We start from the raw sequence: 14,242 nt of genomic DNA, 5'->3' as shown, positions 1-14,242 counted from the left end.
GAAATCGTTTTTTTAATGGATATTGGGATCTTCAGCCTAATTGTATAATGAATATATCTTATATTGTTAAATATAAGAACATTATATGTAACATATAAAGAGAGGGGTATGAAAACATGAAAACGTCTAAGAAGCTTAGAACGATGCTGCTCACCGGAACAGCCGCGCTGCTGCTCATGTCAACCGTAGCCTGCGGATCTGGAGAGAAAGACGCTGCCGAACCGGAAAAGGTTACGTTGAACATCATGCATCCATGGACTTCGCCGAACGTGGATAACGAGGTGTACAAGGAACGGATCGCCGAGTTCGAAAAACAGCATCCTGACATCATCATCAAGCAGGACGGGGTAGCGGCAACCGAGTATAAAACGAAACTGCGCACGCTGGCTGCCGCAAACAACCTGTCGGATATTAATGTAGTATGGCCTGGTGCCGATCTGGCTCCCTTGGTAGCCGGAGATCTGCTGATGCCGCTGGATGGCCTGATGGACAATTGGAAGGAGATTTTGCCGGAGGACGCATTGGCCGGGTTTAACCAGAACGACAGTCAATTTGCCGTGCCGACCAAACAAACCTTCGTGGATATTATTTACTACAACAAGGAAATGTTCGCTGGAGTCGGCTATGACCAATTTCCGGCTACCTACGACGAATTCATTGATGCAGTGAAAAAGCTGAAAGAAGCCGGTATTACGCCGATCTCTCTGGGCAACAAAGAGAAATGGCCGCTTCAGTCGTCCTTCTTGTCCATTATCGGAGACCGTTATGTAGGCAGTGATTTCTTGCAGAAAATTCTGAACAAGGAAGCCAAATTTACCGATCCCGAATATGTGAAAGCGATTGCCGTCATCGACGAACTCGCCAAGCTGGGGGCATTCAATACCGATGCAAACAACATGGATTCCGTGCAAGGCCAGGATTACTTCATCCAAGGCAAGGCAGCCATGCATATCTCTTCTTCTACCGTTGACGGAAGGATCCGTATCAACAACGAGGAAGGGGACAAATTCGGCATTGCGCTCTTCCCAAGCGTTCCAGGTGGCTCTGGCGATCCGGTGAAAAGCGCCGGCGTCGTTCAATACGGCATTGCCATTAAAAAGGGACTGAGCGATGAAAAGAAAGCGGCTGCTGAGGAATTTATTAAGTTTTTCGTCAATGAGGACTTGTACAAAGATCTGATCAGTAAAGGCGTTGTCGTACCAGCCAACGTTGAAATTCCTGAAGACGCGAGTCCGTATCTCAAGGAAATGCTGGAGTTGACCAACAAGGGAACGGCACCGGTGTTCGACAGCGTCATTCCGACGCAAGTTACTGACGTCATGCAGAACGGATTGCAAGCTCTGACCATCGGCAGAGGGACGCCGGAGGAGCTCGCCCAAGAGGTGCAGGAAGCTTTCGACAGCATGAAGTAAGAAACAAATTTCCTTACTTAAGTCAAGATCATGATGGCACAAAGAAAAACCCGGCAGCGGGTTTTTCTTATTAAAGGCAGAAAGAAAGGAGTTACGCCAATGCATACGCTTAAGCATACGAAATGGGCTATTTTCTTGGGCTTGGCGCCAGCACTCATTATCTATATATGTATTGCTATTTTTCCCATCGGCTTATCGGTCTATTATTCTTTGATGAACTGGGATGGGATCACGCCTATGCGTTTTATCGGGCTGGACAATTTTGTTGATATATTCAAGGACGATATTTTTTGGCTGTCCGTTAAAAACAACATCATTATCATGTTTACCGGGATAGCGGGACAAATCCCGCTTGGCCTGCTGCTTGCCCTGCTATTGAATCGTGGGCTCAGGGGCTCCAGTTTCTTCCGGACCATCGGATTTTTGCCCGTGGTCATTTCATCGGTTATGGTGTCCCTGATCTGGGGCATGGTATACAACACGGAATACGGGATGCTGAACAACCTGCTAGGCGTTTTGGGGCTTGAGAGCTGGCAGCAAAATTGGCTGGGCGATCCGTTTTGGTCCATGATCTCCATCAGCATCGCTTATATATGGCAAAACTGCGGATTATATATGATCATTCTTTTGGCCGCATTGCAGAATATCCCCGATGAAGTCAATGAGGCGGCTGCTCTGGATGGGGCAACCGGTTTAAGCCGGATCATGCGGATAACCATTCCGATGATCCGGGGGACATTGCTCGTCTCCGTTGTATACAGCATCAGCAATTCGTTCCGCGTGTTCGATCTGATCCAGATCATGACCGGCGGAGGACCGGCACATGCGACGGAGGTTATGACTGTCTATATGTATAACAACTCATTTATGAATATGAGATTCGGCTACGGCAGCGCGGTATCCGTATTGATTTTGCTGTTTAGCCTTATCGTCATTACGATCGTGAATCGAATCGCTAGAGAAAAAGAATAGAAGGGAGAGGGAGGAGATGTACAGACAAACGAAATGGTTCCATTTAACGGCATACACTTTTTTGGGGATATTCGCTATTATTAATATAATCCCTTTCTTTTGGATGATTGTAGATTCTTTCAAAACCGAGCAGGAATATGCGGCGAACCCGTTCTCCATACCGACTGAACTGCAATTCTCTAATTACGCGAAGGCGTGGGAAGTCGCGAATATGGATACCTACTTCCTTAATAGCATCATTGTAACAGTTGTGTCGTTGATTGTGACGGTCCTTCTCGGATCGCTTGCCGCGTACTTTTTGGCCCGGTTCAATTTTAAGCTGCGCGGTGCGACTTACGCGATATTTCTGCTGGGCATGGTCGTTCCGATTCACGCGACCTTGATTCCGATCTTCTTAATCATGCGGAATCTGCATTTGCTGGATACCCATTTATCGCTGATCCTTCCGTACACGGCCTTCCATTTGTCCTTAACGATTTTTATTCTGGAGGGCTTCATGAGAGGATTTCCGAAAGATCTGGAAGAATCGGGCGTCATGGACGGTGCAGGCGTATTCAAAATTTTCTGGTCGATCATTTTGCCGATCACGCGGCCAGCGATTTCAACCGTGGTTATATTGAACTTTATCTATAATTGGAACGAGTATTTGTTTGCGCTCGTCTTGATCAGTTCGTCGTCGCTGAAGACATTGCCGCTTGGGCTCGCCAACTTTGTAGGCATTGAGACGGCCAGCCTTACGCTGCAAATGGCTGCACTGACGATCGCACTTATACCGATCATTATTTTTTACCTGCTTTTGCAAAAACAACTTGTTAACGGCATGACGGCAGGAGCAGTAAAAGGTTAATCCTGTTTCTATTCAACATCATGAAGACATCGAAAGAGGGAATGGACATGCGCGGCAGTTTTGGCTGGATCGGGAATTATGGTCTGAAACAGAAGGCTCTGGTCATTTTCCTCTTTTTTGTCATTCTGCCAACGCTTGGGGTCGGCGTCCTGGCCCAAGACAAGCTGAACGAAGTGCTGCGCAATCAATTTATCCAATCAAGCCAGCGCAGCCTGGAGATCGTAACGAATCAGTTGGAAGAGCAAACGACCATGATTGAGGATATAGCCGATTATTTGATCCTGAGCCATGACATGCGCCAATACCTGCGCCTTGACCCACCGCCAGAGAGCGGGAGGGCTGAGCAGTTGAAGCAAAATCTCGAAGGGTTTCTGACGTTTCAGTTAATGTCCAAAAACTATATCAAATCGATTTCGATCACCGGGTTTAACGGCAATTCCATTGAGATGGGCGAGCCGATTCACGGCAATGAAGAGTCATGGAACCGGCTTGCGGACGAGCATAAAGGCGGGATCGTGTGGAGCAGGGGCTATCCTTCAACCAGCGGTTGGTATGGAGAAGTAAGCCTCGTTTCCTTGTTCCGTGTACTGAATTCCTACGACGAGATCACGCTGCCGCTTGCCCGGCTCGTGATCCGCATGGATGAAGCCAGTATATTAAAACAGCTTCAGCGGGGGTTGACGAGGGATGAGGGGATGGTATTCATCGTGGATTCCGAAGGACAACCCGTTCTGCCTTCCAAAGATAGGTTTCCTTTGAATATCGGCGATGAGGCAGCGTTTACGGATATCGTAACCACAGGGACGATGGGAACTTTCACTTACCGTCACGAAGGTGATGAATACTTGACCTTTCATCAACGGATGGAAAACACCGACTGGAATATCGTTTCCATGGTGCCCAAGGCTGCTCTTGATCAGGATATACGCGGCGTAAGAATCTTGATGCAGGTCATTCTCGTCGGGATTCTCCTGTTGGGTTTATTAGCCTTGATCGGCTTCCACTATACGATCATCAGGCCGATCCTGCGCTTGAAAATTGAGACCAATCGGGTAAAACTCGGCGATTTCTCCGCCAGGGTTCCTATACGTTCCAAGGACGAGATTTCCGAACTGAACCGCAGGTTTAACGACATGGTATCCACGATTCAAGAACTGATCGAGCATAAATACAAGCTGGAACTGCGGGAGCGCGAATCGGAGCTGCGTCTGCTACAGGAACAGATGGATCCGCATTTTCTCTACAATACGCTCGATATGATCCGTTGGACCGCCAGGCTGGAGAAGGCGAGCGAATCCAGTCAGCTCATCGAAATCTTGTCTCGATTTTTGCGTTCCAGCCTGAATAATGGCCATTACGAGACCAGTCTGGCAAAGGAAATAGAATTCGTGCGCTCTTATCTGTATTTGCAGCAGAGGCGGCTGGGTCAAAAACTGAAATACACGCTTTACATGGAATATGATTTGGTAAATTCGCTAACTCTGAAGGCTACCATTCAACCTTTGGTAGAGAATTTCCTCAAGCATGGCATCGATCGAGGAGAGCCGGTAGCGAAGATATCGGTCAAAGCATACAAGCGTGAGGATGAAATCTGGATCGACGTGCAGGATAACGGACGAGGAATGGACGATGTTACGTTAGAGGAGGTCCGAAAGTCTCTCTGTAACGGGGTACAAACCGGTCACAATCGAGGTGCACTCTGCAATATTCATGAACGTCTTTACCTATTTTTTGGAGAACGTTACGGGCTGGAAGTCGTTGAGGCTTCAAGGCAAGGTACCTTGATTCGCCTCAAGCTCCCACATTCTGAAACCTACGGTGGTGAATCGCATGATGCAACACGATAAGACAGTAAAAATGCTCATCGTTGACGATGAACCCGTGATCTGTCAAGGCCTGCGCTATACGATTGATTGGGCAGATCATGGCGTTGAAGTCGTTGCGGAAGCCTATGACGGCAATGAAGCGCTGCAGGTGGTCCAAGAACAAGAGATTGATTTGGTTCTGACGGACATCCGGATGGAGGGAATGGACGGTCTTCAGCTTACTAAAGAGCTGAAGCGCTGCTACCCTCAAGTTCGGGTCATCATGATCAGTGGTTATGAGGAATTCGAGTATGCACGCCAAGCCATCAAGCTTGATGTAACCGATTACTTGTTGAAACCCGTTGATATTGAAGAATTGGTTACAGTCGTGGCTGGAATCGTGGAAGACGTTCGCCGGAAGGATACCCGAATCGAGGGTTCAGTGAAGGACGCCGAGCTTTGGCTTGCTGAAATGGCCGCGCCGTACGAAACTACAATAGCTAAGCCTGCGCCTCCATACCTATTAAACAGTGCCGAGTATAAACTCATTGCCACGCAACTGGAGATGTTCTCGAACCTCGCGGCTACCATGACCGAACAGGATTTTGCGATACTTCAGCAATTGTGGCTGCGCACGATACGCGAAAACCTGGAATCTAGCCGTGTTCGTCACGTATCCGTATTCGTGCATAAAAATTTGTTGATGACCCTGCTGATGACAGATCAACCGCTACTGAAAAGGCAGTGGGATGAAATCCTGCAAAGAATGCTGGATTATTGGCCGATAGAGCATCGCATGTATTGTGCGGTATCGGAGGCCTACGTTTCCTTGGATCAAACCGCAGCCATGTGTTCAGAAGTTCGAAATTTGCTGCCTTATTATGCTTTGGATAACTGCCCTTTGCTGGATCGAGCCTATAGGACCAAGGTTGATAATGGTCGGGTGCTGCGCGATTTTGATAGTGCGGACATGGTCTCGAAGCTGTCCGTGGCGTTATTCAAGCAGGATGCAAATATGCTGGAAGAGCTTGTCGGCGGCATGTTCCAATTTTTCCGCGATCAGCGCTATCTATTGACGGATATGGTGAAGGCATGTGATGAATTATCGATCATGCTGCGGCAGCGCCTTCGACAAAGCGGGCTGACCCAGCTTGAGCATGGTTTGGAAAGGACGTTCGATTTGGATATATGCAATCATCCTGATGCGATCCGGCAGGCGATATCCACGGAAGTGCGTGATCTTCTGCAGCTCATCGACAAGGTTGGCATCGACAGATCATTCTGGATCATTGAGAAGGCCAAGAAGTATATGGCAGAACATTATCTTAGCGATCTGAAAGCATCGGAAGTGGCTGCGTATTTGAAAATTACGCCAAGCTATTTCAGCAATATTTTCAAACAAAGCACGGGAAAAAGTTTCAGCGAATACATGAACGAATTGCGTATTAACGAGGCGAGAAAGTTGCTCCTGACGACGCAGGACAAGGTGTTTGAGATTGCCGATCGCGTCGGCTATAAAGAATACAAGTATTTTGTATCCGTCTTCAAACTGTATACGGGTATGACGCCCAAGAAATATCGGGTCTTGAATATCAAGGAATGAGCATGATTGCCAGGATGGAAGGAGTATAGGGAACATGGAGAAATATCGTAATGCTGCGCTTTCCGTAGACGAGCGTGTGGACGATTTGTTGTCCAGAATGACGCTTCGTGAAAAGGTAGGGCAGCTGAATCAGCATTTGTACGGCTGGATGGCTTATCGGAGATGCGAAGGGACCGAAGCAGAGTTTGAACTGACCGAGCTATTTAAGGAGCATGTCGATTGGGGCGCCGGTATGGGGGCGCTGTATGGATTATTCCGGGCGGACCCATGGTCCGGGGTGACCTATGAGAACGGGATTCCTACGCAAGACAATGCGAAAGTCGCGAATGCCGTCCAGCGCTATGTGATCGAACACAGCCGGCTAGGCATTCCCGTCCTGCTCTCGGAGGAATGCCCCCATGGTCATCAGGCGCTTGACGGGACGCTTCTCCCCGTCAATATGGCCATCGGATCGACATGGAATCCTAAATTAATTGAGCGGGTCTATTCCCAAGTGGCCTCCGAGATCCGAAGCCGCGGGGCCCATATAGGCTTGGTCTCGGTACTGGACATCCTGCAGGATCCGCGGTGGGGACGCTCCGAGGAGTGTTACGGAGAAGATCCTTATCTGGCAGCACGAATGACGGAGGCAGTTGTTCATGGCATGCAGGGAAGAAACCCGGAAGAATGGAAGAACCCGGACAAGGCGGTTGCCGTGCTCAAGCATTTATGCGCTCAGGGAGCAGGGCAGGGCGGACGCAATGCAGGACCCGTTCCCGTTGGCGAGCGGGAGCTTCGAGAAATTCATCTGCCTGCCGCGAAGGCCGGGATAGAGGCAGGGGCGGCCGGCGTTATGGCGGCTTATAATGAACTTGACGGCATTCCTTGTCATGCCAATGATAAGCTGTTAACTGACATTCTGAGAGATGAATGGGGATTCGATGGGATCGTCATGGCGGATGGAACGGCCATCGACCGTTTGGTGTCCATTACGGGAGATTATGAGTCGGCAGCGGGGCTTGCCCTTTCTTCCGGGGTTGATCTTAGCCTGTGGGACAAGTCATTCACGACGCTTGAACAAGCGGTGAAACAAGGGAAGGCCGATATGGAGTACATCGATCGCGCGGTTGGTCGAGTGCTGCGACTTAAATTCCGACTAGGACTGTTCGAGTACCCATACATAGACGAAGGTTTGGCAGCTTCGACCGTGAACAATGCAGCCGCTAAAGACTTGAATGTCTCCGTTGCGAGAGAAGCGGTTGTGCTTCTTAAAAACGACAAAAGCTTACTGCCGCTGAATCGCAGCAGCATCAAACGGCTGGCGGTCATCGGCCCTAACGCCGACAGGCTCTACAACCAGCTTGGGGACTACACCAGCGTTCAGCGCGAGGGCAGCGGGGTCACAGCACTTCAAGGCATTCGAATGTCAGCCCCCGCAGGTACGGACATCGTCTTCGCTCACGGATGCAGCGTCCGAGGCATGTCCACGCAGGGCTTGCCCGAAGCGATAGAAGCTGCCCGCTCCGCGGACGCGGTCGTGCTCGTTCTCGGCGGCAGCAGTGCCCGTCAATTCGGGGACACCTTCGATAATAACGGCGCTGCGATCGTAGCAGAAGGAGATCCAACGGAGATGGATTGCGGCGAAGGAGTCGATCTTGCCGATCTGCGGTTAGGCGGCATTCAGGAACAGCTGGTCCGTGAAATCCACGCGCTCGGGAAGCCGTTGATTACCGTGCTCATACAGGGACGTCCACTGGCCATCGGCGAGGTGGCTGAACTCAGCGATGCACTGCTGTGTGCCTGGTATCCTGGAAGCGAAGGGGGCCGTGCCATTGGCGAGATTCTGTTTGGTCAGGTGAATCCCAGCGGCAAGCTTTCCGTATCCATACCACGCTCCGTGGGTCAATTGCCGGTTTATTATAATCAGAAAAACGCAGGCCGCCCCCGTCCCTATGTCGATATGCCGTCCAAACCGATATATCCGTTTGGATTCGGACTGAGTTACAGCACGTTTGAATACGGATCTCCGGTCATCTCGCAGAAGGAAATGACGATTGACGAGCTTCGATCGGGAGAACGGGCAGAGGTGAGCGTAGAAGTGAAAAACACCGGAAAGATAAAGGGGTACGAAACCGTACAGCTCTACATACAAGCCGATCAATCAGGGATCACCCGTCGCCTGCGAGAATTGAAGGGATTCAAAAAGGTAGCGCTGGAGCCCGGTGGGAGCACCACCGTTACGTTCGAGCTTGGCTTTGAGGAACTGGCCATCTGGAACCGCAACATGGATTACGATGTCGTCCCTTGTCGAGTCAACATCGTTGCGGGCCCCCACTCGGATTGGGACACTGGCGTCGTTGAATTGAAGTTAAAGGCCTAAACGGAGGCTGTAACAAGGAGTTTGTATACATCCGTCTAATCTTCGATATTTTGGAGACAGCATTCCATGCTGTCTCTTTTTGTTGTGAAGAGCCTTATACGTTGACATTAACAAGGAATCGGGATATCATTTAGGAAAATTAGGAAAATGATAATATTTTTTTGTTTTCCTGGACAAGGAGGTGTACCTATTGAGAGACCGAATTGTTGAGGCGGCAAGCCATGAAATCAGGAGAAGAGGATTACGATTTACGATGGGTGACCTTGCCAAACGGCTGGGTATGAGCACAAAGACGTTGTATGGCGTTTTTCCTTCCAAAGACGAGCTGATTGCTGAAATCCTGAATAAGGCGATTGCCGAACTTCAGCATAAAGAGAAGGAAATCCTGAATAACGCCGACCTTGGTACATTAGATAAACTGAAGAAATGTCTTATCCTTATTCCGGCAGATTTTCAGTTTATCGAGATGCAACTCATCACGGAGCTGCAGCGTTATTATCCTAGCCAATGGGACCAGTTGGATCAATTTCTGAATAAGCAATGGGACAGCATCACTGAACTATTTCATGAAGGAATCAATCAAGGACTGTTACGCTCTTTTAATACCAAAATATTTATCGATTTGTATGTAGGGGGCTTCTATCGATTAATTGAGGATTCGGCTGCCCCAAAAAGCAGCATAACACTTCATGAGGGCCTACGGGATATGGGAGAGATCCTTTTATCCGGTATTATCAAGAAGGAAGGCTGATCAATCATTAGTTCATTAAGGAGAAGAGAGGGTATCATTTGAGTAAAACATTAAGAGGGCTGTTTTTATTTACGGATATCGGATTTATCTTGTATTGGATAGTCACCGCGCTAGCCTTAATCCCTAAGGAATATTTATATCAGGATTATACCAATGAGCTGTTAGTGGCTTGGAACTGGTCGTTCTTCCCGTTGGATATATTCATTTCCATCACCGGAATGTACAGTCTTTACTTACATAAACACAAGAATATAAAGTGGAGAAACTTTGCCTTAATCTCGCTTACCCTGACATTTTGTTCCGGGCTGCAGGCGATCGTTTTCTGGATCATGAAGACCGACTTCGACATCATGTGGTGGGTGCCTAACCTGTACCTCTTGTTATATCCATTGTTTTTCATCCCAAAACTGCTTGAGACCAAGGAGCCGTGTTAATTCACGGCTTTTTGTTTTTTTGTTTCACTGTATCAGATGAGCATTTGATAACAGTCATTGACGACATATTCTGAGCTCCAACGAAAAAAAGGGCTAAAGGACCATGAGGTTTATCTAACTTTAAGTATTTTATACACGGGAAATTCTTGAGGTACATGGTAAACTCAGTAGTGGATCCCCCCATTTTCTGTAAAGAAGCAGAAACTTGATTGGAATGAAACGATGATTCTGTATACAGAGAGGAGGAGTGTATCCTATAGTCATGGCAAAAATGCCCGCTTGAACCTTGTTTTTAGTACGTTTTCGGGGGCAGTCCAATTTGTTTCCTACTATTCATGGAGGTGTATTTATGGTTGACGTTCAAGGGTTGAACCATATGAAAAGGCACTTAAAAATTCTCACGTCCGCAATACTTGCAGCTCTCGTGTTTTGTTTGTCCGGATTGCCCGCATTCGCGGCAACTCCAGAGAAAACGCTCAACGCTTCGGCAACGCTTGCCTACAATTTAAAGGGACTGAATCATAACGTGGCAGTTCAAAAGGCTTATATCGCGGATAAATATCTCTATGTCACACAGCGGTCGAAGGGAAATTGCTATCTTTCAAGACTGCTCATTAACGGGAAAGACGCTACTTATGTAGATGAAATGACCGTCACGAATACCGGCCACTGCCAAACGCTGGATATGTACACGTACAACGGCATCAATTACTTTTATTTCAGTTCGAAGGCAGATCCTTCAACTGACTATTACTGGTCGCTGCAGGTAGCAAGACTTCAATATTCGGCTGGCAAGACCGTGGATTATACGGATTTGCATCGTTTCACTTATATGAATTACGCCAATAAAACGGGGGCAAGGCTAGGTGAGACCTACCGTGTGGATGGTGGCGGTAACAGTACTCATACGGTATTCCGCGTTCAGACGAAAGAAGGGACTGTAACTTGGTCCATTTATGACACGGTCGCACTCAATAAGCTTCTGGACAGCAATGAACAGGTGAGGATGGACAGCGCAGCAGCGGTTAACGCCGCCGTTGGCAGCTTTACGCAGTCGGGCAGTGCAATCGTAAGGCCGAACGGATCCTTCCAGGGAGCTGACATGCTGGGTCAGACGAAAATATATACGTCAGGCGGTGGGGAAGGCGACATCCCGCAGATTGCCATGATGACTAACGCAGGGACATACAAAACCCTCGTGAGCATCACGAATGTAGGGAACCATGAAATCGAGGGAGTGCAGACTAAGAACGGCAACGTTTATTTTACGATCGTAACGGACCCATCAAACAAAAAAGATACACAAAAAGTGTATTACGTTCCGGACAGCATATTTAATTAATTTCCACGCGAGTCAGGCGCTGAGGCGGAATTATTCTGGAGAAACGAAGAGGTCGCCCGAAAGCTTTCCAAAGGAAAGCTCGCATCGGAAGCAGATACTGCCCCCGGATTTCAACCATGATACGGATGAATAGAAGAAATCTGGGGGCAACAGCGATCGTAAGAATAATCCGCATTGGTAGTGATGCTCAGGCTAAGAATCTTTAGTTCACCTTATAGTATCGTTCGGCATTCGACTAGGAAGGGAGATTCGTCCATGAAAAAGAGCGTCATCTCGGTTATCGCTTGCCTGTTGTTTGCTCCCTTGTTTACAACGGGTGTGCTGGCGGATGGAAAAGGAGAAGGCAAAGAAGTAAGCACAACGGTGATGTCTTACAACATCCATCACGGGGTTGGATTGGATGAACAGTTAAGCCTGCAAAGAATCGCTGAAGTCATCCGTGATTCCGGCGCAGAGATTGTCGTCCTTCAAGAAGTGGACCGGTTTTACGGGGAACGAAGCGACTTTCAAGATCAAGCGAAGGAACTGGCGGGTTTGCTAGGTATCACTATGCTTATGGTGCCAATCTTGATTTGGAACCTGCGGAAGGTCAGACAAATAACCGTCAGTATGGAACAGCCATCATCAGTAAGTATCCGATCCTTCGATCCGAGAATGTATTGCTAAGCAGCTTCGGGAAGGAGCAGCGCGGTGTCCTACATGCTGTTGTAAATCTGAAGGGAATCCACGTGGATGTGTACAACACGCATCTTGGACTGGATGTGACCAGCAGAACGGCACAGGCGCAGGAAATCATTGAGCCTGCATCAGCCTCTGAGGGACCGGCGCTGCTGATGGGCGACTTCAACGCAGAACCTGACAGTTCAGAGGTTAAATTGTTGCTGGACAGCGGTTTGTTCGTAAACAGCTTTCAGGGAATTGAAGATGCCTATACGTTCCCTGTAATCAATCCGTCGGCAACGATCGATTACATTCTGACATCTCCAGCTGTTCGGCATTCGAATCAGCGCGTGATCCATACGGAAGCTTCGGATCATCTGCCCATCGCTGCCGAATTGACATTCGAGCGTTAGAAATTTGCGGGAGGCTTAAGATTAGGTCCAAACAGATAGGACATAACAATGGTCAAGAGGCTACCACCAGGCATTTGCTTGGGGTAGCCTCTTTCGTTTAAGGAGATGAATCGATATTCTTCCCTTTACAGTTTTTTTACCGTTCTGTCTATATCCACAAAATAGGTTATGCTACGATACAAGCACAAGGAGGGAGCATGCATGATCACTTGGAGATTACCGATGATTGCATTGATGTGCTTGAGCATAACCGTAACAGGGTGCATGCAGGGTGGCAAAGGGCAGGGCTCTGACCGTCTAATTTCGTACTCAACGACATCGGATAAAGCTGGTGCCGAAGAAAAGACAAAGCTGAGATTCTGGTCAACGGGGCGCCATGACGCGAATTATATCAAAGAGGTCATTCATCGTTATAACCAAGAGAATTCCGATCTGATTGAGGTTGAGATGACGGTTATGGCAGATGATTTTGCCCAATCGCTTGATTTGTCATTTGCCAGTGAGCAATCCCCTGATATCTTCACCCCGATCGATCTCGCTGAAATGACCCGAAAAGGCTATGTAGAGCCTTTGAATGAATATTTAACGCCTGAGATCCGAAACAGGTTCGGGAAGCAAGCCTTCATTGAAGGATATAATGTGTTTGATCCATACATATACAGCCTTCCCAACAGCGGATCTACTCTGCGACTTATTTATAATGTGGAGCTGTTTGAACGTGCTGGCATAACCGCGCCACCGAAATCGCTTGACGAGTTGGTGGAGGCGGCGAGCCGAATCACCGACATTGGCAGAGCGGATGGGGTTTACGGTTTTGCTCTACCCTATAAAATCCCTGCCAGCGCACTTGGCCGGTCAGCTGTTCCGATTGCGGAAATAAGCGGAATCAGCGGTGATGGTTATGACTTTTCAACAGGCGTCTATGATTTTACGGGTTTCATACCGATTATTAGCGCGTTCCGGACCATGATGGAGAATGGCAGTACGCTGCCGGGATCGGAATCCCTGGATATCGATCCGCTTCGAGCACAATTTGCCGACGGGAAGATCGGGATGTATCTGTCCTATTCTTCGGAACCCAGCATTTATAAGTTTCAATTTCCGGCTAAGATCCAATGGGGAGCTGCTCTTCCCCCATCGATTGACGGAACCTATAAAGGAGTGATCAACCAGGGAGTTGGAGCGACGAGGTGGTTATCGATTAGCAGCCAGTCGAAGCACAAGGAGGAAGCTTGGAAGTTTCTCCGTTATATGTATAGCGATGAAGTGCTGATCGGGTATCAGGAAGCCGGACTTGGCATTTTATCCGTGGATGCGATAGCCGCTAAAGCCAGGAAACCCGATATCGACGGCATCACCGGCTTTTTTCCAGGTGATTATGACGGGATATGGCCTGCATCGCCTCAAGGATTCAAACCAAAGGGAAAGGAGTGGGAGGACGAATTCGTCAAGTACATTATGATCGGCGGAGATCTTGATCGATTGGTTGAGGATCTGAACGCGCGTTACAACGCAGCATTAGATCAGGAACGGGCCGCCGGCAGAGTGAATATGCAAGCTATTCCGTCATTTGATCCGCTGCATCCTCAGGATGTCTCATGGCAAAGTGATTGATCTACTATTACGGACAACCGCAGCCACAGC

12 protein-coding genes are annotated in these 14,242 nt (G+C 48.5%); all 12 read left to right on the top strand.

Features of this window, described 5'->3' with window-relative positions; genetic code table 11:
* The first annotated feature begins 116 nt into the window (after positions 1-116).
* Entirely contained in the window at positions 117-1,412 is a 1,296-nt protein-coding gene (locus tag ABEW73_RS18910) for an extracellular solute-binding protein (protein WP_430165983.1), read from the top strand.
* A 99-nt stretch (positions 1,413-1,511) separates the two neighbouring features.
* Complete coding sequence (locus ABEW73_RS18905) at positions 1,512-2,384, top strand: carbohydrate ABC transporter permease (RefSeq protein ID WP_430165981.1); 873 nt, start codon at positions 1,512-1,514, stop codon at positions 2,382-2,384.
* Between the two features lie 16 nt (positions 2,385-2,400).
* Positions 2,401-3,231, top strand: a complete 831-nt coding sequence (locus tag ABEW73_RS18900; RefSeq protein WP_430165980.1) for a carbohydrate ABC transporter permease — start codon at positions 2,401-2,403, stop codon at positions 3,229-3,231.
* 47 nt (positions 3,232-3,278) lie between these two features.
* A complete protein-coding gene (locus ABEW73_RS18895; protein ID WP_430165978.1) occupies positions 3,279-5,078 on the top strand; it encodes a cache domain-containing sensor histidine kinase in 1,800 nt (599 codons plus the stop codon).
* On the top strand, positions 5,062-6,639 hold the full coding sequence (locus tag ABEW73_RS18890; protein WP_430165976.1) for a response regulator transcription factor: 1,578 nt from the start codon (positions 5,062-5,064) through the stop codon (positions 6,637-6,639). The genes ABEW73_RS18895 and ABEW73_RS18890 overlap by 17 nt, the downstream gene beginning before the upstream one ends.
* 34 nt (positions 6,640-6,673) lie before the next feature.
* Positions 6,674-8,998: a glycoside hydrolase family 3 N-terminal domain-containing protein gene (locus tag ABEW73_RS18885; RefSeq protein ID WP_430165975.1), complete on the top strand. Its 2,325-nt coding sequence runs from the start codon at positions 6,674-6,676 to the stop codon at positions 8,996-8,998.
* 190 nt (positions 8,999-9,188) lie between these two features.
* Entirely contained in the window at positions 9,189-9,749 is a 561-nt protein-coding gene (locus ABEW73_RS18880; protein ID WP_430165974.1) for a TetR/AcrR family transcriptional regulator, read from the top strand.
* A gap of 38 nt (positions 9,750-9,787) precedes the next feature.
* Positions 9,788-10,183 (top strand): DUF5360 family protein, encoded by a 396-nt coding sequence (locus ABEW73_RS18875; protein WP_430165973.1) that lies wholly within the window; start codon positions 9,788-9,790, stop codon positions 10,181-10,183.
* Positions 10,184-10,532: 349 nt separating this feature from the next.
* Positions 10,533-11,525, top strand: coding sequence for a hypothetical protein (locus tag ABEW73_RS18870; RefSeq protein WP_430165971.1), 993 nt, complete (start codon positions 10,533-10,535; stop codon positions 11,523-11,525).
* Between the two features lie 255 nt (positions 11,526-11,780).
* On the top strand, positions 11,781-12,191 hold the full coding sequence (locus tag ABEW73_RS18865; RefSeq protein ID WP_430165970.1) for an endonuclease/exonuclease/phosphatase family protein: 411 nt from the start codon (positions 11,781-11,783) through the stop codon (positions 12,189-12,191).
* Complete coding sequence (locus ABEW73_RS18860; RefSeq protein WP_430165969.1) at positions 12,098-12,598, top strand: endonuclease/exonuclease/phosphatase family protein; 501 nt, start codon at positions 12,098-12,100, stop codon at positions 12,596-12,598. Before ABEW73_RS18865 ends, ABEW73_RS18860 begins: the two co-directional genes overlap by 94 nt.
* 201 nt (positions 12,599-12,799) lie before the next feature.
* A complete protein-coding gene (locus ABEW73_RS18855; protein ID WP_430165967.1) occupies positions 12,800-14,212 on the top strand; it encodes an ABC transporter substrate-binding protein in 1,413 nt (470 codons plus the stop codon).
* Positions 14,213-14,242: the final 30 nt, after the last annotated feature.

Source organism: Paenibacillus lautus (assembly GCF_050482385.1).
Taxonomy (GTDB): domain Bacteria; phylum Bacillota; class Bacilli; order Paenibacillales; family Paenibacillaceae; genus Paenibacillus_AQ; species Paenibacillus_AQ lautus_B.
The sequence above is the reverse complement of the archived record's forward strand: the minus strand, read 5'-3'. Positions and strand labels throughout refer to the sequence as shown.